At 67.8% G+C, this 26889-nt stretch carries 19 protein-coding genes; 8 read left to right on the forward strand and 11 right to left on the reverse strand.

The features are described from left to right. Positions 1-10: 10 nt before the first annotated feature. Positions 11-1048, reverse strand: coding sequence for a helix-turn-helix domain-containing protein (locus I4I78_RS03420; RefSeq protein ID WP_218609694.1), 1038 nt, complete (start codon positions 1046-1048; stop codon positions 11-13). A gap of 549 nt (positions 1049-1597) precedes the next feature. Beyond that, entirely contained in the window at positions 1598-2599 is a 1002-nt protein-coding gene (locus tag I4I78_RS03425) for a Kiwa anti-phage protein KwaB-like domain-containing protein (protein WP_218609695.1), read from the reverse strand. A gap of 942 nt (positions 2600-3541) precedes the next feature. Between I4I78_RS03425 and I4I78_RS03430 the strand changes: the two genes are divergently transcribed. Next, positions 3542-4090, forward strand: coding sequence for a hypothetical protein (locus I4I78_RS03430; protein ID WP_218609696.1), 549 nt, complete (start codon positions 3542-3544; stop codon positions 4088-4090). A 51-nt stretch (positions 4091-4141) separates the two neighbouring features. Here the strand turns inward: I4I78_RS03430 and mobF are convergent, their stop codons facing one another. The 9 genes from mobF to I4I78_RS03475 form a co-directional block, all read right to left on the reverse strand. Further along, complete coding sequence (gene mobF / locus I4I78_RS03435; protein WP_218609697.1) at positions 4142-8563, reverse strand: MobF family relaxase; 4422 nt, start codon at positions 8561-8563, stop codon at positions 4142-4144. A gap of 220 nt (positions 8564-8783) precedes the next feature. Further along, entirely contained in the window at positions 8784-9746 is a 963-nt protein-coding gene (locus tag I4I78_RS03440) for a hypothetical protein (RefSeq protein ID WP_218609698.1), read from the reverse strand. Positions 9747-9809: 63 nt separating this feature from the next. Beyond that, positions 9810-10583, reverse strand: coding sequence for a hypothetical protein (locus I4I78_RS03445; protein ID WP_218609699.1), 774 nt, complete (start codon positions 10581-10583; stop codon positions 9810-9812). Further along, the gene (locus I4I78_RS03450; protein WP_218609700.1) at positions 10583-12658 is read right to left on the reverse strand and encodes a type IV secretory system conjugative DNA transfer family protein; all 2076 of its coding nucleotides are present in this window, start codon (positions 12656-12658) and stop codon (positions 10583-10585) included. Before I4I78_RS03450 ends, I4I78_RS03445 begins: the two co-directional genes overlap by 1 nt. Further along, on the reverse strand, positions 12655-13254 hold the full coding sequence (locus I4I78_RS34160) for a WhiB family transcriptional regulator (protein WP_374225832.1): 600 nt from the start codon (positions 13252-13254) through the stop codon (positions 12655-12657). The genes I4I78_RS03450 and I4I78_RS34160 overlap by 4 nt, the downstream gene beginning before the upstream one ends. 379 nt (positions 13255-13633) lie before the next feature. Further along, a complete protein-coding gene (locus I4I78_RS03460) occupies positions 13634-13906 on the reverse strand; it encodes a hypothetical protein (protein WP_218609702.1) in 273 nt (90 codons plus the stop codon). A gap of 281 nt (positions 13907-14187) precedes the next feature. Further along, positions 14188-14490 carry a hypothetical protein gene (locus I4I78_RS03465; protein WP_218609703.1) on the reverse strand — a complete coding sequence of 101 codons (303 nt, stop codon included), beginning with the start codon at positions 14488-14490 and terminating at the stop codon, positions 14188-14190. Next, on the reverse strand, positions 14490-14738 hold the full coding sequence (locus tag I4I78_RS03470; protein WP_218609704.1) for a hypothetical protein: 249 nt from the start codon (positions 14736-14738) through the stop codon (positions 14490-14492). Before I4I78_RS03470 ends, I4I78_RS03465 begins: the two co-directional genes overlap by 1 nt. A 3-nt stretch (positions 14739-14741) precedes the next feature. Continuing rightward, on the reverse strand, positions 14742-15029 hold the full coding sequence (locus I4I78_RS03475) for a helix-turn-helix domain-containing protein (RefSeq protein ID WP_218609705.1): 288 nt from the start codon (positions 15027-15029) through the stop codon (positions 14742-14744). A gap of 125 nt (positions 15030-15154) precedes the next feature. On the opposite strand from I4I78_RS03475, the gene I4I78_RS03480 reads away from it, so the two are divergent. The 7 genes from I4I78_RS03480 to I4I78_RS03510 all read left to right on the forward strand — a co-directional run bounded on the left by I4I78_RS03480 (position 15155) and on the right by I4I78_RS03510 (position 26593). Beyond that, a complete protein-coding gene (locus I4I78_RS03480) occupies positions 15155-16384 on the forward strand; it encodes a helix-turn-helix domain-containing protein (RefSeq protein ID WP_226379014.1) in 1230 nt (409 codons plus the stop codon). 23 nt (positions 16385-16407) lie between these two features. Next, positions 16408-16866, forward strand: coding sequence for an NUDIX hydrolase (locus I4I78_RS03485; protein WP_218609706.1), 459 nt, complete (start codon positions 16408-16410; stop codon positions 16864-16866). A gap of 207 nt (positions 16867-17073) precedes the next feature. Continuing rightward, entirely contained in the window at positions 17074-18591 is a 1518-nt protein-coding gene (locus tag I4I78_RS03490; RefSeq protein WP_218609707.1) for a class I SAM-dependent DNA methyltransferase, read from the forward strand. Next, entirely contained in the window at positions 18588-19781 is a 1194-nt protein-coding gene (locus tag I4I78_RS03495; protein WP_218609708.1) for a restriction endonuclease subunit S, read from the forward strand. Before I4I78_RS03490 ends, I4I78_RS03495 begins: the two co-directional genes overlap by 4 nt. A 35-nt stretch (positions 19782-19816) precedes the next feature. Further along, a complete protein-coding gene (locus tag I4I78_RS03500) occupies positions 19817-23239 on the forward strand; it encodes a DEAD/DEAH box helicase family protein (RefSeq protein WP_218609709.1) in 3423 nt (1140 codons plus the stop codon). A gap of 997 nt (positions 23240-24236) precedes the next feature. Beyond that, complete coding sequence (locus I4I78_RS03505) at positions 24237-24929, forward strand: TetR/AcrR family transcriptional regulator (protein ID WP_226379023.1); 693 nt, start codon at positions 24237-24239, stop codon at positions 24927-24929. Further along, a complete protein-coding gene (locus I4I78_RS03510) occupies positions 24926-26593 on the forward strand; it encodes an acyl-CoA dehydrogenase family protein (protein WP_218609711.1) in 1668 nt (555 codons plus the stop codon). Before I4I78_RS03505 ends, I4I78_RS03510 begins: the two co-directional genes overlap by 4 nt. The last annotated feature ends 296 nt before the right edge of the window (positions 26594-26889 follow it).

Here is a 26889-nt window from a genome sequence, read left to right on the forward strand (position 1 = left end):
TGGCCCGCCTTTACTCCTCGCCGCCCACCGAAGTTGAAGCATCTCGAACTTCTTGCTGCTTCGCAGATGTCGGCTGCAACGCCTTATATTCGCGCGTCCATCGACTGACCGCCGACGAGCTGTAACCATGTATTTTGGCCAGTTCAGAATAGGTGATGCCGCCCGCCAAATATTCCCGAGCAATACTGTTCTTGGTTTCTAACGATGGACCGCGGCTGCCTTGCTTCTCGTCGCCGAGATATGTCACTCGCAGCGCCTTAGCTTGGCTCTTCTTGATATGAAGATCCTCGGCGATTTTCGAGATACTTCGCCGCTCATCGCCGGCGAAGTACGCGGCGGCATCGTTGTAGCCTAGTACCCGTACCCGCGTATCTACCCGGCGCTGAGTAGCTGCTCCCCTCTGCTCGGCCGTACGCCCGCTTCCATTTGGTCGCGTCCGGCTCCTACTGCCGTTGCCGCTCATGCCGTTTTCATAGCGAGATACGGTCCGCACATTCAAAACCAGGGTTAACGCGGCCCAAGTGATCGCCGTTAGACCGGCCGCAACCCATTGCGATGGGTTGGGCGTGGCGGACCAAACCATGCCGACGGTCGCAGCGCCGAAGATCGCCCAACCGAGTAGGCCGAGTTTGCTGCCTACGGCCGCAACCAAAAATACCGACCCCAGTATGGCCCAGGCAGAGTACAGCTGACTCGGGTCCAGAGGCAGCGCTGCAGCGCCTTCACTCAAGAATGTTCGAACTGGGACTGTGATTATCTGTGCCCAGTCAGTGGCTGTAGCGATATCAAACAAAGTGGCCGCGATCCGCACTGCGATAATTGATACCACGTCAATAACAGTGAATCCGACAAATAATACGACGGCGATCGCGACGGATATCTTGAGCCATGAAGGCGGCCAGTCTGGACTAGTGCGATCCCACGCCTCGTCCCACATGCTCCTGATAAGGCTCTTCGTAAAGATCAGAGATTCGCGAAATCGACTCGGCGGATGCGGTGTCTTCGGCGACGTATTAGAAGAATCGTCTGCGTTCTTAGAATCCTGCATACCGCATCCTTGCTAGAGCCGTCTGGGCGATACACATGCTAGCTGTCACCACCGACAGTCCTGGCCAGACGGAGCCTCAAGCTATTGGCGCTTGTCCCCGGGTCCCGACCCGAGGGCCGAACGTGGTTCGGCTGCCGTCCGGCGAGAACCTGCGCGGCGACCCCTAGCCCCACACGGAACCGTCGCTCCGCGATCGCCTACAAAGACCCTAGACACCACCCGAACCACGCTCAGGATGGCCTCTATCGGGAGAGCTAGAGGAGGGGGCAGCACGGCGCCGGTTGGCACAGCCGGGCGCGGATGAGTGGGTGGCCAACTGCGCAATAGGCGACCTTGGACCCGCTGAACGTCCACGGATACCACTCGACGCTGTCCCAGCCTTTCACTCGAAGCCTCACCAGCGCAGACACCGATCCGACCGCATGTCGACGAGGGCCTGTCAGCGCCTGGGAGCAAAGGATCGATGTATGCCCTCACCAGGCGGGCAGGTTCTCCGCGTCGGGACACATCTGGCTCAGCTAGGCTGACGTATCGTACCGGGCTCAAAACTCATGACACACCAAAACGATATGCCTGAGCCGACCGAAGACTCGAATCGTGATGCCCTCGATAGTAGACGTCTTCGAGTAGGTTAAGTAGAATTGGAACCGAGCGTTCGTCAACAGAAACAATGCTCCCGGAAAGCCGGACACCATCCGGCAGCTCCGGCATACTGTCAATCTGCGCTCGTAGCGAGGATTCAGTTATCGACGCAAGCCAACTCTTCCGATTCAAGCGGCGCAAACGCTTTGCGAGACTAGCTCGCTCCTGGCATACTTTTTCGACGACTTGCAATGCGGTCTCGTCAAGCGTCACGGAAATGCTAGATGACAGGCGCTCCACATAGGCGGGCACCGCACTTCGCAGAATATCAATGTCAGTGAACAGTTGGACATAGGCCTCTGATCGAAGAACTACCAATTCGTCCTTGCGTATCACTAAGTCAACGTCGCTCGCAAATGAGAACACGGGACTCTCAATTCGTGTCAACCGGTCGCTAAAAAGCGTGAGCAGTCGACCTGTGCGAGCGACTCGAAATCCTCGGTGCTGCTTAATGAAGGATACTTGATGCCCATCAGCGTCCTTGCAAACAATTGCGTAAAAGAGAAACGATCCATTACCAGCCTGTCCTGGTGTCATGCGTCTTGCCGCGCCAGGATCCTGAAGTATGCGAATTAGATCAGCGATCTGAGTGACTTCTTCCGCCTCATCGTCGTCGATACCGGCATTGGGCGACGCGGACGGAGCGGTCTTGGGCAGCTGGTCCAGACGAATCGAGAAGTATTCTTCACCTTCATCGAGAGTTGCGGTGTCCTCGTACTCCCGCAATGTAAGGTCGGAAAACTTCTTCAGAGTCTCGGTACAGATCTCACGCAGGGCAACGGCGACATCGCTGTTAATATCAATCGTCTCCGCAGATAAACGCTTGGCCTGCGGCCTCCATCCCAACATGAGGGTAAGTGATGTCGGCGACAGCCGAATACTCCCCCAGTCAGTGGACGACTTCGCCATTCTCATGCACCTCTCGACTCGACGCGAACACCTGCGAAGCTACGAACAGACAAGTTCTGCCCAGTGCGCGGCCGTTCGCGAACGATAACGTATACGTCCTCGCCGGAGCTAGAGGTGACCTTAACGATACGATGCAGAAGTAGGTACGCAATGGGGTTGATCTGTAGAAGATCGGACCTGACGTACACGAGCGCCAGCACGATTAAGAATAACCCGTATCCGATCATATCGTTACCGGTCGGCGTCGATATCGGAACGAATGGGAGAATATAAGTGGCCAAGTACCCGCCTGCCTCTGCGCCGGAGTCTCGTACTCTCAACACTGAAATATCTGATGTGGGAGTCCGGCGCATCGCCAGGATTATGGCGGCTGTGGCCAGCGCTCCGAGGGCGGTCAAGCTCCACGCTACGGGACGAACCCATATCGGAGTGTCGAACCGAACGGCTATTATTGCGAAAAGAGGTGTGTAGCTCGATAAGAATAACGGGAGACGGGTGATGATCTCTGACGCTTCGTCTCGGCGCGTGCGACGGCCTGGGCCAGTGGGTGGGGGACCAGCCGTCATGAGCTAACCGTAGCGACCACCACCGACAAAATCGCCTGCCTGGTTGCTGACCTGTGAGCCCGTTGCGCAGCCGCTGCCATCGCTATGCCGGCGCTGTCGTCGAGGTGGCCGAACGTGGATCCCGACGATCTCTTTGGTGGTCGTCACTGAGCCGCCGCTGAGCCGGAGTGCGAGGGTGGCGCTGAACCGGAGCGCATCCAGAGTGTGAGCCCCGGCACCGACAAGGCAGCCGTGACATGACCGAGCCCGAACGCCCAGCGCAGACGGCAGCTACCGGCACGCAGGAACCCGCCCGGTCAGGAGCCAGCGACCTGACACGGTGGTGCTGGCGATTGCCTCGCCGGGATTGTCGGGGGCTGGGGTCAGACTGTGTGGCATGGCGATCGGATGGCAGCCGGGGTGGGTGGTGCCCTCCTTGGCGCAGGTTCGGGACCTGCACTTACTCGCCTACGGCCGATCCATGGCCAACGATCATCCGTGCGACGTGGCGCTTGCAGAGGGGATTGGTACAGCCATCTCATGGGTGCAGGGCGCTATCCAGCTCGGACCCGCGACGGCCCGGTCCGAGTCGCCCCTAACGCGGGCGCTGGTTACGGCGGAGATGTGGGCCGCCATGGCCCTGAACGACGGTGGCGGTACCTCGGAGCGAACGCTGCGAGGCGTGTGTACGCGGGAGGGCGTCCGCTACTACCGCCCGGACTTCGAGCGGCTGACGCTCGACCATGGCACGGGCATCTACCAGGCGCTCGGATGGCTGATCGCGAACGGCGACGGCTGGCGCGGTGGTCGTACGCCTCCGCTGGAGATCCCGGCACGCGACGAGGACGGCAACGTGGCCAATGACCGGCGCTCACGCGAACTCGCAGAACAGATCGAACGGATCCGGGCCGACGCGGCGGCCGAGATCGACCGCGACTGCCGCTGACACCCAGATCACCATCCGCGGTCTCGTCCAAGGGCGAGGGGCTCCCATCCCCTACTCGTCGACGTCCGCGGAGGCGTCGGTGTCTACGAACGGATTGTCGCGGGACACGTCGACGTCGCGGTCCTCCTCGGTCACCTGGCTGGCTTCGTACGCCTGTCGCGCGGCCCGCTCTGCGAGCGTGCGACGAGCGCGTTCGGCGTTCTCCGCGCTCTCGTCGTTGGACGGGATCCGGTCGTGGGTGGCCTGCGGCCGGACCTGGTCACGCTCGGCGGCGTCGCGAACGTCCTCGACGTCGGTCTCTAGCACTTGAACGTCCCGATCGTCGGTGAGGTCGTCGGAGATGCGGTCGGCGTCGGCCTGGTCGCGTGGGTCGCGGTCGTCGGCGAGGTCGTTCTCGGTGACGTCGCGGTGGACGTCCTCGCTGCGCTGTGCGGTGTCGTGGGCGGCGTTCCACTCCTCGGCGGTCACGGGCGGGTCATCGGCGCGGTCGGCGCCGCGCTGGGCGACGATCAGCCGGGAGCGCTCGGCGTGGTGCTGGGTGACCGCGGCGTCCATGAGCGCGAGGTTGCGGACCCGGTGGGTCTCGGCGAGCTGCTCCACCCGCTTGTCGAGTTCCTCGGCCTGGGCGATCGCGGCGGCGGCCTGGTCGTGAAGCTCGGCGGCCCGCTCGGGCTCGGCGGTGTCGGCTTCGACCCGTCTCAGAGTCGCAGCGTGACGCTGGTCGTCGGCGGCCTGACGGGTGCCGGCCAGCTCGTGGGCGACAAACGGCGGGAGGGCACGCTGCTCGCGCTCCCACGCGCGGATTCGGGCGAAGTGCGCCCCATCCGACAGCTCCAGCTCCTCGCGATCCGCCTCCGGGCGACCGAGGGCCGTCCAGCCGGCGTGGAATGCCGCATACGCCTCCACCCGGCCGGGACGGGGCGCCTGGCCCAGGACCTCGCTCGCCTCTACCGCGGTGGCACCCGCTTTCCCGGAGTGGGTGTCATCGTGGCCGTTGAACTCGCGGGCGCAGGCGACGGCGCCGGCCTTGCGCTCCCACTCCGTCCGCTCGGCCGTGTCCGCGTCGGGGACGGGCCCAAGCAGGTCGGTGGCCCAGCGGGGAGGCTCGGTGGCCGCGTCGGCGCCCAGCTCGGCCGTCCGGCGGTCGCCCTGGTCCGCGAGCTCGTTGAGATAGCGGCTGATCTGCGGGTCGTCGAGGGCGGGCACCAACCCGGCCCAGCCTTCGTGGCGCGGGGTGAAGTCGTGCCCGCCGTCGCGCAGTCGCCCGTAGACAACGTTGGTGAGGTTGCGGGCGCCGTCCAGCGGGTGGCCGGCGATCGAGTCGCGCAGCAGCTCGTAGGGGTTGTGTCCGGCGACCTCGGCCCGGCGCAGGATGCGTGTCAGGCTGGCGGCGCCGTCCTCGGCGGCGAGCTGGTCGCGCTGTCCCGGGGTGAGGACCTGGTGGTCGGTGAGCCGGTCCAGCCATGCCGCAGTGCGTCCCGTGGCGGCTTCGTGGGCGACGTCGGACAGGCGCTCTCCGACCGTCTGCAACGACCGCGCATGCTGTGCTGCCTCGTCGGAGATGGCGAGTGCGGAGCGGTCCGGCTCCGCGGCGGCGACCGCGTCGGCGTGGATCGCCTTCGGGGAGCGGTGCAGCCGTTGCGCCTGCCCGCCCCGGGCGGGGTCGTCGACCTCGATCACGGTGGCGCAGTGCGCGACGTTGTTGGCGGTGCCGCGGGTGAGGCCGACCAGCCACGCCGGGGCGTCGGTCCGCTGGGTGATCACCGAGTGCGCGGAGTCCACCGTCGCGCCCTGCCCGCAGTGCCGCGTCCCGGCGTAACCGAGGGCCAGGTGCTCGGCGACGTAGCGCGGCGAGAGGACCATCCGCTCGCGGTCGTCGGCATCGGTGACGTCGTCGGCAGCGCCGGACCGGGAGCGGGTGAGGTCGGTGCTCACCTCGAGCCCGCCGTCGTCGCGCACCCTGACGATGCGGAGCAGCTCGCGCGTTCGAGGCGGGCGGGTGTTGCCCTCGTACCCGACGAGGTCGTGCCCGATCGTGCGGGCCTCGACGATGTCCCCGACTCCGGCGTGGGCGCCGGTGAGCCCGAGCTGGACCCCGTCTTCGGCGACGAGCCCGAGGTCGACGAGCTGGGCGCGGAGCTGGGAGGAGATCCGCGCGGCGGCGTTGTTGTCGTCGACCAGCAGCAGCGACCGCTTGCCGTCGAGGGTGTCGGCCAGCCACGCCGTCGCGGCGGACTGTTCGGCCTCGGCGAGGGTGCCGCAGTCCCGGAGCCGGCCCTGCCGGTGGTACTCGTCGAGAGCGGTCGGGTCGCCCTCGCGCAGCCGCAACGAGGCGTCGCGTTCCCACGCGGCGTCGAAGCGGCGGGCCTCGTTCAGCTCGTATCGCGGTGCACCGGACTCGGCGACCAGGGCCATGCCGCCGCCTGCGCCGATCGCGGCGAGCTGGCGCGGGTCGCCAGCCAGCAGCAAACGCGCCCCGGCCTCGTCGACACGGGCACGGACCGCGGACAGCGCCGACGTGTCGGCCATCGCCGACTCGTCCACGACCACGATGTCCCCGGCCCGCAGCGCGAACCCGTGATCGTCGGCTCCGGCCCGGCCGTTGAAGAGCCGCTCCTGGATAGCCAGCCATTTCGCGGTGTTCCGCGCGGTCAACCCCTGCTCGCGCAGGATCTCGGTCGCCGCCTCGGCGGTCGCCAGACCGAACACCCGCCGCGGCGTCCCGCCGGTCAGCTCCGGGTCGGTCCAGCCGCGGGCGAGCGTGCCCACCACGAACGACTTTCCCGTGCCGGGCGGACCGACCAGGGTCTCCACCCGCGCACCGGAGGTGAGGACGCCGCGGATCGCCGCCTCCTGCGCCGCCCCGAGCTGGACCCCCTCGGCGGCGAGCCCGGCCAGAAACCGCTCCACCAACGGGCCGGCCATGACCGCGCCGTCCCGGACAGTGGCGGCGCCGGCGAGGATCCGCTCCGTGTGCACGTGCTCCGGCGTCGCGAACAGCTCCGAGCCGGGCGCGACGAACGCCGACCGACCGTCGTCGAGCCGGTAGACGTCCGGCTCGGCCTCCGCCGCCGGCCCCTTCTCCTGCATGCCCAACACGCCGGAGGCGATCGCCTCGTCGGCCAGGGTCGTGAGCAGCTTGGTCACCTCGTCCCCGTCGGCCATCCCGAGATAGTCCGGCAGCGCCCGGTCCAGGGCGGCGATCAGGTCCGCGCGCGTCCACGCCGACTTGGACTGCTGCACCTCGTGCAGCGCGACGGCGATCACCTCGTGCGGCGCCCACTGCCCGGCCTGCAGCTCCTCGGGACGGGCGGCCAGGGCGGTGTCGGCGATCGCGGACAGGTTCGTGTCCACCTCGCCGCGCATCCGGGCCTCGACCTCGTCGAGGAGCTGCTCGCGGGTCTTGCCGTCGTGCGACTTGCCCTTCCGGGTGGCCAGCGTCGCGGTCTGGGCGAGGCGTTCGAGCTGGTAGCTGTTCGGCGCCTTCCCGTGCCGGGCCTCGAAAGCCTCGACGAGCTCGGCGGTCTTCGCCGTCACCTGGTGACGGCGGCTGGAGATGATCCCCATCGCCTCCGCCGACACACCCAGGACCTCGCGGGCCTTCCCGTCCGGCCGGGTCGCCAGCAGCATCCCCACCGCGGCGGTGAACCGCTCCGACGTCGTCCGCTCGGCGACGGCCGCGGCGGCCGGGCGCGCACGGTGCAGGGAGCGGCCGTCGATCGTGCGCCACTCGCCGTCCGGGCCCTGCACCCGGTTGAAGATCCCGTTGTGGATGTGGAGCTGCGGGTCTCCCTCACGCGAGTCGTGCTGCAGGAACGAGGCGACGGTGAAGTTGTGCGCGTCGGCGTACCGCCCGGCCGCGCCGCCGTGATGCCCAACGCGGGTGAAGCCGGCCTCCTGCTGCAGCAGCGCCAGGCCGGCGTTGTTGCCCGCCCAGATCGCGTCCTCGACCGCCTCGCGGAGCTGCCCCCACGCCGCGGCCTCCTCCTCACGACCGGCGTTGCGGGCGGCGACCTCATTGGCCTCGAACGCCGTGTGCACGAGCGTGACGGACTTCTGCACGCTGAACGTCGCGTCGAAGAACGCCACGTTGTGGCGTGCACTGCGCCCGGCTTCCGTCCACAGCTGTGCACGCCGTTCAGGATCGGCGTCCGGCTCCCGCGCGATCGCCTGGTCGAACAGGTCCTGCTCGGTCGCGTACTTGCGACCGGTGTGTCCGAGCGTGGACACCCCGTCCCACGCGGCTGGGTCGCTGAACCCCTCGGCGCGCGGGTCGAGGTACCGCTCGAACACCGCCCGCATGTCCTGGGCCTCGACCAGGCCGGTGAGACCGAGCTGTTCGGCGCCTGCACCCCACCAGCGGCCCGGCGGCTCGCCCTCGGCGACCGCGTCGGTGTAGTAGTTCTCCCGACCGGTCGCGACCTCCTTGAGCAGGTACTCGGGGCTGTAGCCGGTGTTGATTCTCAGCACCATGAGAGCGCTCCCCCGGTCTTGCCGGGCGCACGACGATCACGGGCGGTAGGCGGCCGGCCGGAGGCCGGCCCGCCCCTTCGGATCGTGATGCAAGGGTGTGCAGCTTTTGATCTTCTGCTCTTGTTCCTACGTTCGGTGTAGTCGCTGTGCTCTGGTGAGTTCTTGCTGGTCGCAGTCTGTGTCTGGCGCTCTCGGGTCGAGAGAGTGGCTTGATGACCGGTCATGACGGGTCCTGGTCCGTGGTCTCGGTGCAGGCGGTGTTGGTGCGGAGTCGGCGCAGGACCTTGGCGGCGAGGCCGGTAGAGACATCGGCGCTGGCGGCGAGGTCTCGAACGCTCGGCCAGGCGCCGTAGGCGTCGTGGTGGGCCGTCGCGGCTCGGGCCGCGCGGTCTCGTGGCGCACTCGCCGTTCCGGTCGGCTCATCCGGTTCGCCTCCGGCCGGTGTGCGGGACGATGGGTGGACGCGGGCGTGCACGGTGCCCGGATGGTCGGTGGACACGGCCGCGCTCGTGTCGGGCTCGTGCACGGCGGCCGCCACGGCGCGACGCTCGTTCACTGCGGGCAGTGCCCGGCTGTCCGTCGATCCCCGCGCTGACACTGACGTGTCAATGACGGCCGTCCCCCGCACGCCGTCGGACGACCGGACGGGATCGGTGCTCGGAGTCGCGAGGAGGTAGAGCAGGTGCGCCACGACGGCCGCCGCGACGGCGGGCCAAGCCCCGACGCCGAAGCGCAGCAGCGGGCTCGGCCCGCCCAGACCGGCTGCCCCGGCCGACGGTCCAGCGGCGAGGTAGGCGGCCTGCGCGAGACCGGAGAGTCCGGCGGCCAGGACGACGACGGTCCACGCGTACCGCGCCGCTCGGCCCGAAAGCCGGGAGGTCGCGGCGTAGGCGACCAGGGCCAGGCCGTCGGTGATCAACGGGTAGATCCAGGCAAGCCCCGGAGGAACCCCGGAAGCGGCAGCAACCTCGTAGAGGCCGTGCGCGGTCGCGATCGCCGCGCCGGCCGCGACCGCGCCGCCGGCCAGCCAGACCGCGGCTGATGCCGGTCGCCCGTCGCCCGGGCCCGACTTCCTCGGGTCCATCGCGGTCGGGCACAGTCCCGCCGAGTCGCTGACGGGCTCCACTTCTCCTCGGCCGTTCTCGGCTCGGCGGTGGTCGGTGTCGGGATGGTGGCTGGTCACGGCAGGGCTCCCTCCCGGCTCGTTGCGGGCCGGTGGTCGGATGGACTGGACTGAGATGACGCGTCAGGCAGGGCGTGACGGCGGTCGCGGGCGTCCTGGCGTCGGGTCGCGTGGTGGCGGCTCGGGTGCAGGCCGGTCGCGGGCCGTGCCCCACCACTGCGCGATCACCGGCAGGTGCGGCTCGGCGGGAACGACCGGCGCGCCCGAGGGCGCCATGTCCCATCCCTCGCGCCACTGGTGGCGCTCCCGCGAGCACGTTCCGGCCCGGGCCTGGACCCGCCGGACGACGCCGGGACGGTGGCGGTCGTGCCAGTCCCCCGCGAGGCCCACCGACGCGCGGGGGCCGTGGTAGGCGCTGATCCAGGCGTGCATCAGCCAGAGCAGCTCCTCGACCACATCGGGGTGCCAGCACCAGCACTCCGGCAGCCCCACCACCGCATCCGAGTAGCGGAGGTACACGGCGGTCATCCAGCCGGCGAGCCCGTCGAGCACCTCCCCGGCCGCGGCGGGATCGGCGGGCAGCAGCATCCAGGTCGGGGCCACCTCGGTCCGCGGCTTCGCCGACAACGCCGTCACGGCGTCGGACAGCTGCGCCACCGTGCGCACCAGGTCGGCCACCTGGGCGCCGACCTCGGCCACCCGCTCCATCACCCCGTCGACGCGGCCGGCGAGAGAGTCGACCCGCGTCGTCGCCGCCTCGGCACCGGAGCCGGCCGCGTTCGCCGCGGCGGCGCTCACGGCGGCGAGGTCCCGGCGCAGGCCGTCGACCTGCCCCACCAGCGCGGCCACCGTCTCCGCCCGCGCGTAGCTCTCACCCGGGGGCTGCTGCTCGCCCATCACGTCCACCACCCCGGACGTCGGCCCGGGTCGCCGTCCGGTCGGTCCGGGCCCTCGGGCCCGTACTCGGTCAAGCTCTCGTCGTCCGGCTCGGTCGGTATCTCCTCGTTGGGCGGCCTCGGCGCGGGCATATCGCCCGCGGCGGGCAGCGGCAGGGCGCCGTGCGGCGGGTAGGGCGCCCCGGGCCGGGCCCACCCGTCACCGGTGCGCGGGCGTGGCCCGAGTCCGGCCGGTGGCTCGCTGGGGTGCATCGGCTGGCGGTGGATGCGCTCCAGCTGCTCGAACATGGCGTTGAGGTCCCGGCGCCGGCGCGCAACCTCGTGAAACCGGTCCGACCGGCCCGCGGCCAACGCCAGGACCCGCTCCGCCGCACGCGCCCACGCCTGGCGAACCGGGTCCAGGCGGGCAGACCGTTGCGCGGCCCGCTCCATCCGGGCGTCGTGACGCGAGAGCACCTTGACGTCACGGCGCTTCCAGCCCATCCGGGCCTGCCCGATCACCGGCGCCATCCCGCGACGGATCAACAGCACCCGCTCGTCCGGGAGGCCGGCGATCTGCGCGGGCGGGATCACCGGCACCCGCCGCACACTGCGCGACTGCACCCGGCCGTTGCGGTCGGTCGTGGTCGTCGTCTCGTCCCGGTCCCCGGCCAGGGCGGACCAGAACGCGAGGTCGTCGCGATCCTTCATCCCGCCGAACACCATCGCCGAGCTCGTGTTGTTCAGGATCGTGGCGGTGGCGTGCTCGCCGAACTTCTCGAGCAGCTGCGCGCGGGACTGGACCACGATCGAGATCGACACCCCGCGCCCACCCATGTCGGCGGTCCAGCGGTGCAGCGGCACCGGGCAGATCAGGGCGGCCTCGTCGAGCGCCAGGCGCAGCGGCGGATCCAGCCGGCCACCGGGCTTCTCCGCGGCGATCCGGCGGGCCTCGCGGGCAATGTGGCCGGTCAGAGCGCACACCAGCGGCGCGATCCGTGCTTCCTCCGCGCCGAGCAGGTAGATCGTGGCGCGGGCGTTGAGGAACCACTCCACGTCCAGGCCGCACCCCGGCCGGGCCGCCGCCACCGCCGACGCCCGGGTCATCCAGCCGAACGCCAGCACGATCGAGCTGGTGATCGACGAACGGGTGCGGTCGTTCGTGGACAGGAACTGGAGCACGTCCTGCTCGAACGCCCCGTCACCGGCGCGGCGCAGCAGCTGCGGGATCACCTGGCCCGCGCCGGACGGGTCCGACACCCAGCTCTGCACGTCGCGCATGGTGTGCCCGCCCAGCGCGGCGGCGTAGAGCATCCCGGCCAGCACGCGACGCGCCTGCTCGTTCCACGTCTCCCGGTCCGCCGACCCGCCCGTTCCACCGGCGCCGTAGGGGATCATGTCCAGGGCTCGCTCGGTCGCGGTCACCGGATCCGCGCACCCGTGCAGCGGATCGAAGAACAGCGTCGACTCGATCCCGCCCAGCCCGGCCGCGTTGAACACCAGCACCGGTCCTATGCGGGCCCGCAGAGTGCGGGTGAGCTGGTAAGTGTCGGGACGGGTCGAGGTCACCACCAGCGCGCCAGGCGCTGTGAGGATGTGCTCGACCAGCGCCCCGGTCTTCCCGGTGCGGGGACCGCCGACGATGAGGATCACACCCTCCACCGACTCCCACACCCACAACAGCCCGGAACGGCACAACCGCACCCCGGCCCGGGTGGTCGGCAGCACCAGCCGCCGCCACCGCGGCAGCCCGGCCAGGGACGGGCGCGCCACCGGCGCCTTGCGCCTCACCCGGGCTCGGGCGCGCAGCACGTCGACACCTGAGGCGACGCCGGACTTCCGCCGCGAGCGCGCCGCCCACCGCGCCAGCAGCGTCGACGACTGCCGCCACCGGTGCACCAGCACCAGCAACACCACCGCGCCGACACCGACCAGGACCGGCCACGACACCGCCGCCACCAGCCCCGACACGATCGCCAGGCCCGGCAGCAGCGCGGCCAGACCGAGGCCGAGCGTCCACATCGTCGCCCGCCGCCGGTGAGCGATCGCGGCGCCGGCCACGAGGGCCAGCAGCAACACCAGGGTTCCGACGTTCATCGCGCACCCCCGACGCCAGCGCGAACAGAGTCGGTCCGCAAGGCTGCGGCCCACCGGTCGACGGTGCGGCGCGAGACGCCGCATTCGGCCGCGACCCGGTCTCGGTCGCGCCCCGCTGCGAGTGCGGCGGTCCCGGCCTCCCGCTGCAGCGAGGCACGCCCGTTGCTGGGCGACCGGGTCGGTACCGGCAGCGTCGCCGGTGTCCGGCGAACTCGCCGGGATAGGCGGCCGATGCGACGCAGCTCGACCCGCTCGGCCTCGCCCAGCCCGCCGGCCACACCGAACGGCAACGATTCCATCGCCCAGGCCAGGCACTCGGATCGCACCGGGCAGCCCGCGCACACCCGCTTCGCCGAGGCCTCGGCCCGTTCCAGCTCCGGGCCGGCCTCTGCCGCCGGGAAGAACAACTCGCCGTCGACGTCGCAGCACGCCGCTCGTGCCCGCCAGTCCCGGCTCTCGCTGATTGTCTGTCCTCGTCCTACCATCGGAACCTCTCCTGCCGTCTGCTGATGTGCGGGGAGATCGGCCCGGCGGCTGTGTCCCGCCAAGAACCCGTCGCCGGGCCGTCCCACCTCGTCCGTGTCCCTGCCGTTCATCGCCCGCTCCCTGTCTCCGGACGTCGGGCCGGTGCCTCGAAGAGGCCCGGTAGCGCGTCCTGCGTCTCCCGTTCCGCGTGCCGATCCGCTGCGGGGTCCCTTCCGGTCCGTGCACCAGGGACAACCTCGGCCAGGTGCGCCAACCGGACCGGGAGCGGCTTGTTCTCCAGCAGGCACATGGCGATCACCCGCGACGGGCAGTCCCGCCGCTGCAGCACCGGATACCCGCACCCGGGGCAGCGGCCGGCGGCAGGCGTGTCGTGGTCGACCAAGACCTGCAGGAGGTCCGTCCGCCCGGTCGGGCGCAGCAGCCGCGGGTCGATCTCTTCACCGCTGGCCGCACGCTCGGGGACCGCCCACTCACGTGCCGTACGCCCGGTCATCGCCACCACCGCGCCTCGTCCGGCGACACGGCAGCGCCAGCATCGGTCAGCCCGTACCGCAGCCCGCTCGCCTCGACCGGCTCGGGCACCCGGCCCCGCGAGTCCGGGCACAACACCGACCCGTCCCGGTGCGAGAACCCGGGACACGCGCCGGCCCGCTCCGGCCACCCCGACGGCGGCGCACACGCCACCTGCTCGGCGCATCCCGGACACACCAGCTCGTCCGGCTCGACCTCGACGCCCTGGCGGGCGATGTCAGTGACACTCATGCTGGCCTCCACGAGAGAAGTGGTGGGTCGCTCGACCCGTTGACGTGGGTGGCGGGCGCTGTCCCCGCCGCCCTTCGGCGCGTCCGCACGGCATCCGAGGCTCACGATCAAGGGCGGCCGCCAGGCCGTCGCCGAAGGCGATGCGCAGCACCCTTTTTCGTGAGTGATGCCGTGCTCAGCTCGGGTCGAGGGGCCCACCCCGCCGCAGGCGGGTCCATCCGGGTTCTCGGCCTGCGTGGCCTTGAACGCGAACCCACGGCCGCGCCCGCCGCCGGCCGGGCTCACGAAGCACCCCACCCGTCGTCCGCGCCGTCGCACAGCGGCTCGTAGCAAGACCCGACCGGCGGCTGATCGTGGTGCCACTCGTCGGCCCCGTCGTCCGCGCCGTTCTGGGCCTGGTTCCGGCCCACCGGTCGGACGGGCCGACCGGCCTGCTCGGCCTGGATCCGGGCGATCAGCTGGTCCTTGTCGGCGAGGAACCGCTCGCGCTCCCCCTCGTCGACCTCCGCTCCGGACGACAACGCCCTCAATCGCGCCGTCAGCGCGGCGATCTCGGCCGGACCCACCCGCTCAGGGACGGCCATCACCGCTCACCCGCCCCGGCCTGCTGCGGTGCCGCCGGCTGCTCGCGGCTCAGCACCGGAGTCGCCGCGCCGTCGAAGACGTCCAGGAACGTCGAGATCGCCCCCGGTACCCCCTGGCCGACCGGTGTGGCGACGAACATGACCAACGCCAGACCGGCGAACACGACCGCTCCGCCCGCCGACCGCGACTTCGCGCAGATGACCGCGCCGACGATCGCGAACAGGATCAGTAGCCCCACGCTGCCCATCGGTCAGACCTCCCGCGGTGAGCGCGGCGCCGGAAGCGTCGGCGCGACCCACTGGGCGGCGTCGACCGCGCTGTACTCGGCGACGGCGGCGCTGACCATCTCGTCGAGCACGCGGGCGGGAATGATCAACCTGCCCCGGATCCGCACCGCGGGGAATTCACCATCGCGAATTGCGCGATAGAGAGTCACCGGCGACGTTCCGATGACCTTCGCGGCGTCCGCGACGCTGTAGAAGCGGGGCGCCGGCGCGACTGTCGCGCCGGACGATCCGCTGGTAGCTCGTACGTTCATCTGATCTCTCCTCCGTGAACTGCTGCGCTCTGCCGGGCAGCACGGATAGCCTGAGACCAGTTCCGGACGGCGACCCGGAAGGAAATTCCGGGGTATCTTCGTGGTTCGCGGAGAGGGTGATCGTCATGCGCGGAATGACAGAGACGATGACCATTGGCGAGCGGATCGCCTTCTACCGCCGACGGAGGGGCCAGTCGCAGCTCGTGCTCGCCGGGCTCGTCGGCCGGACCGAGGACTGGCTGAGCAAGGTCGAGAACAACCGGATCGAGCTGGACCGGCTCTCCGTCATCCGCCGCGTCGCCGAGGCGCTGGACGTCACGATCGGCGACCTCGTGGGTGAGCCCACGCTTCTCGACTGGACCGCGGACAGCGGGGTGCAGACGGTGCCCGCGCTGCGGGCAGCGCTCATGGACTACCGGCAGATCACGCCGCTGCTGGCCGGCTCGGGGGCGGCGGGCGAACCCGTCGATCTCGAAACGCTGAACGCCGACGTGAGCGCAGTGTTCGAGGCGTACCAGGCGAGCCGGTACGGCTACGTGACCGGTCGAGCGCCTCTCGTCCTCTCCGACGCCCTCGGCGCGGTCCGCGGCGCCGAGCAGACCGAGAGGAGCCGCGCTCTGTCGTTACTCGCGCTTACCTACCAGGTCGCGGTCTCGGTCCTGACGAAGCTCGGCGAGTCCGACCTCGCGTGGATCGCCTCCGAGCGCGGCCTCGCCGCTGCCCAGGAGTCCGGCAACCCCGTCGTCCTCGGATCGCTGTTCCGGTCGGTCGCGTACGCGCTGCACTCCACTGGACGGTTCGCCGCCGGCGTCGAGCTGGTGCAGACCGCGGCCAGCGTGCTCGAACCGCACCTCAGCTCTCGCTCGGACGAATCATTCCTGTCGGTCTACGGGACCCTCTTCCTGACCGGCGCGGTGGCAGCCTCTCGCGCTGAGGACCGAGCATCGGTGACAACGTTCCTGCGCGAGGCCACCGAGAGCGCCAACCGTGTCGGCCGGGACACCAACGCGATGTGGACCGCCTTCGGACCGACGAACGTCGCGATCCACCGTATGACGACGGCGCTGGAGCTGGGCGACGTCCAGGTCGCCGTCGACTTGGCCCCGAACATTGACGCCTCCGGACTACCCGCAGAGCGCAGGGTCCGCCACGCGATCGAGACGGCCCGGGCCTACACCGCGCGCAACCGCCGCGACGACGCACTGACCGTGCTGCTCGATGCCGAGCGGATGGCGCCGGAGCAGGTGCGGCACCACGCCATCAGCCGACAGCTCGTACTCAGCTGGCTCCGCAACTCCCGCGGACCCCGGAGCGTGGCCCTGGAACAGCTCGCAGGTCGTCTCCATCTCGCCTGACGCTCCGCCGTAGGCTCGGTCGTGTGACCGACCCGAGCGAGACGTTCGCAACGCCCCGAGTCGCCGCCGGTGCGATGTTCTTCGACGACGAGGGCCGGATCATGCTGGTCCATCCGACCTACAAGGACACCTGGGATCTGCCGGGCGGCTACGTCGAGCGGGGTGAGTCGCCGGCGGCTGCCTGCCGGCGCGAACTCGTCGAAGAACTGCAGCTCGACCGAAAGCCCCGTCGCCTCCTCTCGGTTGACTGGGCGCCCAGCGAGAAGGAAGGCGACAAGCTGCTGTTCCTGTTCGACTGCGGCAAGCTTGGTGAGGACGCAACGAATCTGCAGCTCGACGGGGCAGAGTTGGATCGGTGGGAGTGGGTTCATATCGACGACCTCGAGAAGTACGTTATCCCGCGCCTCGCACGTCGGATCCGGTCCACTGCGGACGCAGGACCCGGATACCTAGAGCATGGGGAGACGGCAACCAGCGCATAGCCACCAGGTTGATCGTGGTACCGGCGTCTTCCGCTCGTGACTCTTTAGCCTCGGACGCCCGGCCGCTACACCGAGCGGTCGTCCGCGCGTCTGAGGCTGAGTAGTCCGAGGGGTCGCCATCTCGTCCGCGTGGGCAGGATGCTCGCCAGCTGCTGCGAGCACGCGGGCCCAGTTGGATTGCTCGCGCGTAGCCGATAGCCTCTCCAGGTGATCACCGGCGAGCTCAAGAGCAAGATCGACCGCGTCTGGGACGCCTTCTGGTCCGGCGGAATCTCCAACCCTCTCGAAGTCATCGAGCAGATCACCTATCTCATGTTCATCCGCCGACTAGACGAGATTCAGAACCGGAAGGAACGCCAGGCCATCCGGACCGGCAAGCCGGTCGAGAAGCCGATCTATGTACAGAAGACCCAGACCCTGCGCTGGTCATGGTTCGCCAACCGGTCCCCCGACGAGATGCTGATCATTGTCCGGGACGACGTCTTCCCCTGGCTGCGTGAACTCGGCGGCGAGGGCTCCACATACTCCCAGCATATGAAGGACGCCCGCTTCTCGATCACCACGCCCAACTTGCTCGCCAAGGCAGTCGCTATGCTCGACGATCTGCCTGTGACCGAGCAGGACACAAAGGGCGACCTGTACGAGTACATGCTCGGCAAGATCGCAACGGCCGGTCAGAACGGACAGTTCCGCACCCCGCGCCACATCATCGAGTTGATCGTCCAGATGATGGCACCCGGGCCTCATGACGAGATCTGCGACCCAGCGTGTGGCACCGCCGGGTTCCTAGTTGCATCGGCCGACTACGTGAACCGGACGCACCGCGACGCGCTAATGACGCCTACACGGCGCGAGCACTTCGACAGGAGCATGTTCCACGGCTTCGATTTCGACAGCACCATGCTCCGCATTGGCAGCATGAACATGCTCCAACACGGGGTCGATGATCCCGATATCCGTTACCGCGACTCCCTTGCCGAGAGCACGGCCGGTGAGGCTGAGAAGTACTCGATGATCCTCGCCAATCCGCCATTCGCAGGGAGCCTGGACTACGAAGTCACCGCGAAAGATCTCCAGGTGGTCGTCAAGACAAAGAAGACCGAATTGCTGTTCCTGGCGCTGTTTTTGCGACTACTCAAGAGCGGAGGCCGGGCCGCCGTCATCGTCCCGGACGGCGTACTGTTCGGCTCAAGCAAGGCGCATAAGGAACTGCGACGCATTTTGGTCGAGGAACATAAGCTCGACGCTGTAGTGAAGTTGCCTGGCGGAGTGTTTAAGCCTTACGCGGGCGTGTCGACGGCAATTCTGATCTTCACCAAGACCACGGTCGGCGGCACAGACAACGTCTGGTTCTACGAGATGACAGCCGACGGCTGGAGTTTGGACGACAAGCGCGACCCGCTGCTGTTCGAGGACAAGCTTGGGCCTGTCCCTCCCGAAGCGCTGGATGCTACCGAGCACACTAGGAACAACCTGCCTGACGTGCTGGCCCGCTGGAACCGACGCAACGGCACTGAGCAAGAGCGAGGGCGGACCGAGCAGAGCTTCTGCGTTTCTAAGGCGGAAATCGTCGCGCAGGGCTACGACCTCAGTCTCAATCGTTACAAGCAGATTGTGCACGAGGAAGTCGAGCACCGGACGCCTGGCGAGATCCTTGAGGAACTCGATCGCATCGAATCTGAGATCCAGCACGGAATGAGCGACCTAAAGAGGGCGCTCCGATGAAGCAGATTCTTGATACGCCGCTCGGCGAGTGCTGCGAAGTCATCTCCGGCGCCACCCCAAAGAGCGGAGTCCGCCATTATTGGGATGGCGAGATCCACTGGGCTACCCCGAAAGATCTAAGTAAACTGACCGGCATGGAGATCGGAGATACTCCACGGAAGATTACTGAGGCTGGACTGAATAGTTGTGCTGCAACCGTTCTGCCTGCTGGCTCCGTCCTGCTCAGCTCACGAGCCCCTATCGGGCACGTCGCCATTAACAGCCGTCCAATGGCGACCAATCAAGGCTTCAAGAGCCTCATTCCGAAGTCTAACCAAATTGATGCGCATTATCTTGCGTACTGGCTGAAGGCCAATCGCTCCCACCTCCAGTCGCTGGGTAACGGTGCAACGTTCAAAGAGATCTCCAAAACAACGATCGCCCAGGTCGAGATCCCCCTCCCCTCGTACGACGAGCAACGGCGGATCGCCGCGATCCTTGGCCAGACTGATGCTATCCGAACCAAACGCCGCAACGCAGTCACCCTTCTCGACGACCTCATCCGGTCGATCTTCCTTGACATGTTCGGCGACCCCTCATGCAACGCAACTACCTGGCCAATAAGAAAGATCGGCGACCTGATCGAATCTACCCAATACGGCACTAGCGAGAAGGCAAAGCCAGAGGGTGACCTGCCGATGCTAAGGATGGGCAATGTATCGTACACCGGCGAGATAGACCTAAGCGATCTGAAGTATACGGATCGAGACGCAACCAATGAACGCCACATTGTCCACAGTGGTGATGTATTGTTCAATCGAACGAACAGTCCCGAACTAGTCGGCAAGTCTGCCATCTACCGCGGAGACTTGCCGCTGGCCTATGCGGGCTATCTAATCCGGGTGCGTGCCAACTCCCAGAATAACGGAGAGTATCTCGCCGCCTTCCTGAATACCTCTCACGCAAAGCGCGTACTACGCAACATGTGCAAAAGCATTGTTGGCATGGCAAATATCAACGCGCGCGAACTGAAAGAGATTGACATTGCCGAGGTGCCGCTGGCTTTGCAGCGAGAATTCGCAGCGCGAGTTGGTGAGCTAGAAAGGTTCAAGGTCGCACACCGGGCACACCTCGCCGAGCTTGACGCCCTCTTCATCTCTCTACAGCACCGCGCATTTCGCGGCGAGCTGTGGGATTCCCCCGCCGCCTGAGTCTCGACATCGTCTACCCCAGGAAGGGCATCGTCGTGAGCAACTTCGGGTTCCTGCAGGCCGAATGGCCCTCCCTGCATACCGAAGCGCTGCAGGCCGAGCGTCTGGCCCTGGCGGACCCACGGGCGTCATGCTTCTACGCCCGCCGCACCCTGGAGCTCACGCTCACCTGGCTGTTCGAGGCCGACAGCACGCTACAGCGCCCCTACCGAGACGACCTGGCGGCGAAGATCGCCGAGCCGACACTGGTGAAACTGGCCGGTCCCGCCATTCGCACGAAGATGGACGTCGTCCGTCGGCAGGGCAATACGGCAGTACACCGCAGCGGCTCGGTTGCGTCGAACGACGCGGTCCGCGTGGTCGCCGAGCTGTTCCACGTCATGTACTGGGTCGCCCGCCTGTACTCCCGCAACCCCGAAGACCTGCCCAGGCCCGGGCTGGCATTCGACCAGTCTGTCATCCCGCGCCCGTTGCCGGCCGAGGTGCGGTTGGCCAAGCAGGCGGAGCTCAAGGCGCGGGCGGAGAAGTTCGCGCAGCAGGACGCCGAGCTGGCCGCGCAACGCCGCAGGAACCAGGATCTCGACACCGAGCTGGCCGCGCTGCGCGCCGAGATCAAGGCGGCCAAGACCGCGAACGAGACTCGGCCCGACACACACGACTACAACGAGGCGCAAACCCGCTCGTTGATCATCGACCTGCTCCTCAAGGAAGCAGGTTGGACGCTCGGCCAGTCCCAGGACCGCGAGTACCCGGTCACCGGGATGCCCGTGTCGGCTGCGCCTTCGGGCAAGGGCAAGGTTGACTACGTCCTGTGGGACGACGACGGGCGCCCGCTCGGGCTCGTCGAGGCCAAGCGCACCACCCGCGACGCCCAATCCGGCAAGTACCAGGCTCAGCTGTATGCCGACCGGCTGGAAGAGCAGTTCGGGCAGCGTCCGATCATCTTCTACACCAACGGCTACACGACCTTTATCTGGGACAATCTCAACTATCCGCCGCGCGAGGTCCAAGGCTTCTATACCAAGGACGAGCTACGGCTGCTTATCCAACGCCGCGCCAGCCAGCTCAGGATCGCGACGCTCCCGATCAACGAGCAGATCGCCGGACGCAGCTACCAGTCGCACGCGATCCGCCGTGTCGCCGAGACGTTCGAGAACGACGCGCAGCGCGATGCCCTGCTGGTCATGGCGACCGGCTCGGGGAAGACCCGCACGATCATCGCCTTGACCGACCTGATGATGCGGGCGAACTGGGCCAAGCGGATCCTCTTCCTCGCCGACCGTAAAGCCCTGGTGCGCCAAGCCGTCGGAGCGTTCAAGGCGCACCTTCCCGGTACGCCCGTCGTCAACCTGGTCGAGGACAAGGACCTCAGCGCGCGCGTAGTCGTCTCCACCTACCCGACGCTGATGAATATGATCAACGATGTGGACAGCGGTGGGCTGCGGCGCTTCGGGCCGGGCTACTTCGACCTTATCGTCATCGACGAGGCGCACCGCTCGATCTACCAGAAGTACGGCGCGATCTTCGACTACTTCGACGCGCTACTCGTCGGGCTTACCGCTACCCCCAAGGACGAGATCGACCGCAACACTTATCGCCGCTTCCACCTCGAGGACGGCGTCCCCACCGACGTCTATAGCCTCGACGAGGCCGTCGAGGACGGTTACCTCGTCGCACCTCGGGTAGTGGATGTTCCGCTGAAGTTCCAACGCGGTGGAATCAAGTACGACGACCTGTCCGAGGAGGACAAGCAGCGCTGGGAAGAGCTGGAATGGGACGACGACGGCAGCGTCCCGACCGAGATCTCCTCCGACGAGCTGAACAAGTACCTGTTCAACGCGGACACCGTCGACAAGGCGCTGGCGACCCTGATGACGCATGGTCTGAAGGTCGCCGGCGGTGACCGGTTGGGCAAGACGATCATCTTCGCCGCGAACACTCATCACGCCGACTTCATCGAGAAGCGCTTCGAAGCGAACTACCCTGAGCACAAGGGTTCGTTCGCGCAGGTCATCACCTACGCCAAGACGTACGCCGACAGCATGATCGAGGCGTTCGGCGTCCCGGGTGGGGCACCGCACATCGCCATCTCCGTCGACATGCTCGACACCGGCATCGACGTGCCGGAGGTCCTCAACCTGGTCTTCTTCAAGCTGGTGCGCTCCAAGAGCAAGTTCTGGCAGATGATCGGCCGCGGTACTCGGCTATGCCCAGATCTGTTCGGCCCGAACCGCGACAAGACCGGGTTCCTCGTCTTCGACCTCTGCCAGAACGTTGAGTTCTTCAACCAGAACCTCATGCCCGCCGAGGGCGGCCTCGCCCCATCGCTGGGCGAGCGGCTGTTCGAGCGCCGCGCCGACCTGCTCCTCGCGCTGGACGAGCAACGGGTCCCGGCTGCCGAGGACGGAGCGGATGGCACCACGAGCGATGGCGGGCTGCGCCACGACGTTGCGAAACGCCTCCACGAGGAGGTGAGCGCCATGAACCCGGAGAATTTCCTGGTCCGTCCGCATCGCGAGCAGATCGACAAGTTCGCAGACTTCGACGCCTGGCTCGCATTGACCCCCGAGGCCCACGCCGAGGTGGTCGATCACCTCGCCGGTCTCCCCACCGCTTTCCGCGACGAGGACAGCAGCGAGGAGGCCAAGCGCTTCGACTTGCTCGCGCTGCGCCTACAGCTCGCCCAGATCAACGCCGAACCGGGGTACGGACGGCTCCAAGAGCAGGTCAAGGAAGTCGCGTCAGCACTGCTCGATCAACTCACCATCCCCGCCGTCCGCGCTCAGCAGGAGCTACTCGACGAGATTTCCGGTGACGATTGGTGGGCGGACGTCACGCTGCCCATGCTGGAGGTGATGCGCCGACGCATCCGTAGCCTGGTCAAGCTGATCGAGAAGACCAGGCGCGGCGTCGTCTACACCGACTTCGAGGACGAGCTCGGCGAGCTGTCCGCGGCGTCACTGCGCGGCATGGAGATCGGCGCCGATCTCTCCCGCTTCGAGCAGAAGCTACGCATCTACCTCCGCACCCATGAGAACCAGCTTGCTGTCCAGAAGATTCGCCGCAACCGCCAGATCACCATGCTCGACCTTGACGAGCTTGAGGGCATATTCATCGAGTCCGGCATCGGTACCGAGGCGGAGATCAGCACGGCCAAGGAGAACTCTGGTGGGCTCGGCCTGTTCCTTCGATCGCTCGTAGGTCTCGATCGGGCGGCTGCAGCCGCCGCATTCGGGGCGTTCCAGCAGGGCAGAACTCTCACCTCGGCACAGCTGCGCTTTGTCAATGAGTTGGTCGATTACGTGACACACAACGGAAGGATCGAGGTTGACGTGCTGTATCGACCGCCTTTCACCTCCATCGCACCCGGCGGACCAGAAGATCTTTTCGTCGAGGTCGACATCGACGCGATCACGCATACGATGCGATCGATCGACGCCACAGCCCAGCCCGCATAGCCGAACGAACCTGCGTCCTCGACCGTGTCTGTTTGCCAGGGCCTTGCCCATCGGCTGAGGTCGTCCTCGTGGAACGCGTCGTGGGACGAACTGCAGGTCCCAGCAGCGCTACAGCGACCCGCACGTCGAGCCAGAGGTCCATGTAGGCCCAGGTGGCACGCCACGGATCACCCGGTCTTCCGGCCTCCTAAAGCGGGTGCCGCAGGTTCGAATCCTGCCGGGGGCACGCAGGTCACAGACACAGCGACGGTCCGCTGACCATATGCCGTTGAGGTCGGCGATCGCCGCGGAGTAGGCGTCGAGCGCGTCGGACTTCCCGCTCCGGCGCCGCGCCCGACGGTCGGGACGGTCCACCTCGACCACCGCCAGGCCCTGCGCGGCAAGCAGACGCGCGAGCCCAGCCCCATAAGACCCGGTGCCCTCGACACCGAGTCGGACGACGTTGCCGCGGCTTCGCATTCAGGTCAGCAGCTGTTCTTTGGCCGCTGGCGGTCGCGGGAAACTGAGCGTCGTCGATCCGACGCCCCACGGCGTCGATCACTGCGCCGTGATGGGTGTTCAGTTGGTTGTCGACGCCGCCGATGACGTCGTCGAGCGAGAGGGTGTCCGGCACGTGCGTCCTTGCTGCTCGTCGTCGTTTCAGGCGAGCACCTGCTGGCCGAGCACGGACAAGACAGCGATGAGCTCCTGCAAGCAAGCTCCGATGAGGTCACACAGCTCCGGCGGCGGTTCAGACGATGTTGTTCGGCGCTGTGGACGGCGCGCACCCACGCCGGTGTCGGCACTGCCGCGCGCAGGCACCGCGGCGCGCCCGGACTGGTCGCGCGCTACCCCGGATAGCCGCCGGCACGGCGATGCTCGCCGTGCCGGCGGTCTGCTCGTCGGAGAGCTGGCCGGATGACCCTGCTCCGAGTCCGTGGTTGACACCCGAAATGAATATTGGTTCAGTACTGAACTTCGGTTCATTTCATCCATGGGTCATCGGAGGAGCGTGGGGATGCCCGAGTCGGTTACACACACTGCTGGGGGCGCGGTGCGGTCGAGTCGGGTCGAAGCCCGCAAGGCCGACGCCCGTCGCCGCATCCTCGAGGCGGCCCGGGAAGTAGTGACCGAGCACGGGTTCGCCGCCGCGCAGGTCGCAGTCGTGGCCTCGGTAGCCGACGTGGCGACCGGGTCGATCTATCGGCACTTCCCGTCGAAGGCGTCGCTGTTCTCGGAGATGCTGCGCGACGTCTGCCGCCGCGAGCTCGAGGTGGTCCGTGCCGTGGCCGCCGAGGAGGGCCGGACCGCGACCGAGCGCATCGGTGATGCGGTGGCGACGTTCGTCGACCGGGCCCTGCGCGGTGAGGGCCTGGCCTATGCAGTGATCGCAGAACCGATGGACCCCGACGTCGACCAGGTCCGGCTCGAGGCCCGAGCCGGGCTCGCACAGGCCTTCGCCGAGCTCATCGAGAACGGCGTCACAGCCGAGGAGTTCCCGGCCCAGGACGCGCGCATCCGCGGTGCCGCCATCGTCGGAGCCTTCCTCGAAGCGGTGGTCGCGCCGCTGGCCGAGCGTGTGACCCGGCCGCTGGACCGGGCCGCAGTCAGCGCCGAAGTGGCCCGCTTCTGCCAGCAAGCGGTCGCCGGCGCAGCACTCACCAGCACCCCGGATGCGCGCATCCGAGTCATTCACGGAGGACAGTCATGACCATCACCGATGAGACCACCACCGCCGAGCATTCGGACTACACCCACCAGCGCCCGATTCCGCGGGAGGACCTGGTCCCCGACCTCAACCACGTCAACGCCTTCACCACCGACAAGGTCGCCTCCCAGGTCATCGACACCTTCGCGCCGTGGGCGCGGGATCGGGCCGCGACGTTGGGCGGTCAGGTGTGGGACCCACGGGTCCTCAAGAACGCCCGTGACGCGCAGCGCTACACCCCGGAGCTGCGGACGCTGAACCGGATCGGCGACGAGGTCTACGACATCGAGTTCCACCCCGCCTACCACGAGCTGATGGCGCTCGGGTTCGGCTCCGGCGCGCACTCGCTGGCCTGGACCGCCGAGCAGCCCGGCGCGCACTCCGCCCGCGCGGTGCTGTCGTATCTGTGGAACCAGATCGACGGCTCGACCGCCTGCCCGATCGGTATGGCCTACGCATCGATCCCGGTGCTGCGCAGCCAGCCCGAGCTCGCCGAGTTCGCCCGCGCGCTCGAAGCCGAGGGCTACGACTCGGCCGACGTGCCGATCCAGCACAAGTCCGCCGCCACCATCGGCTACTTCATGACCGAGAAGCATGGCGGCTCGGACCTGCGCGCCAATGTCACCGTCGCCCGCCCGGTCGGCAAGCGTGGCCCCGGCGAGAAGTACCTGGTCAACGGGCACAAGTGGTTCGCCTCGGTGCCGATGTCGGACTGCTACCTCACCGTCGCCCAGACCGAGGGCGGCGTGTCCTGCCTGCTCATCCCCCGGCGACTTCCCGACGGTCGACTCAACAACCTCAAGATCAACCGTCTCAAGGACAAGCTCGGCAACAAGGCCAACGCCTCCTCCGAGATCGAGTACCACGACGCCGAGGCCTTCCTCGTCGGCGAGGAGGGCAAGGGCGTGCGCACGATCCTGTCCTCCGCCGAGTACACCCGCCTCGACTTCGCTGTCGGCTCCGCCGGACTGATGCGAGCCGCGCTGTCCCAGGCTCTGCACTACAACGACACCCGCTCCGCGTTCGGCGCGAAGCTGTCGCAGCTACCCATCCAGGCGCCGGTCCTGGCCGACCTGGCCCTGGAGTGGGCCGGCGCCGCGCACCTCGGCTTCCGCGTCGCCCGGGCCGAGGACTCCCGCGACGACGTCTCCGAGCGTCTGGTCAGCCGTCTGCTGACGCCGGTGGCGAAGTTCTGGAACTGCCGGCGGGTCTCGAGCGTGACCGAGGAGGTGATCCAGTCGATCGGCGGCAACGCCTACATCGAGGAACACCCCTGCCCGCGCTACTACCGCGAGGCACCGCTGAACGCCATCTGGGAGGGCACCTCCAACATGATGGTCATGGATGTGGGCCGCGTCCTGACCCGCGAGCCCAAGGCCATCGAACCCGTCCTCGACGAGATCCGCCCCGCCGCGGCCGAGCACCCGCTGCTCGCCGCCGCCCTCGACGAGATCGACGAGCTCGTCATGGCCCCCGAGCAGACCACCCGCTACCTGGTCACCAAACTGGCAGTTACCACCCAGGCCGCACTGCTGGTCGAGCACGCGCCCACCGCCGTCTCGGACGCGTTCATCGCCTCCCGACTCGGCACCGGGTGGGGCCCGGGCTACGGCACTCTGCGCGGGGTCGACTTCGAGTCCATCATCGACTTCGGCCGGCTCGGCTGATCACGATGGACGCCTCGGCTGGGGGCGCCGCGGGCTGCGAACAGCGCAGCTCTTGAATTTTGCACGTGCGCCAGTCAACTTGCGGTCGTGGTTTCCTCTCCGGAGGCCAGTGCGGCCCGCAGAGCTTGCATCACCCCGTCCTCCGCGGGCCCCACTACGGTCGCCTGCGTGGCCCGGACCGAGCCTGAGATCACCGCCGCCCTCGTCCTCGAGCTGTTAGGGGATCAGCACCCGGACCTCGCAAGGCTGCCTCTGCGAGAGGTGGAGGGCGGCTGGGGCAACCAGATGTGGCGGCT

It is taken from the genome of Pseudonocardia sp. KRD291 (assembly GCF_019263595.1).
Classification (GTDB): Bacteria; Actinomycetota; Actinomycetes; order Mycobacteriales; family Pseudonocardiaceae; genus Pseudonocardia.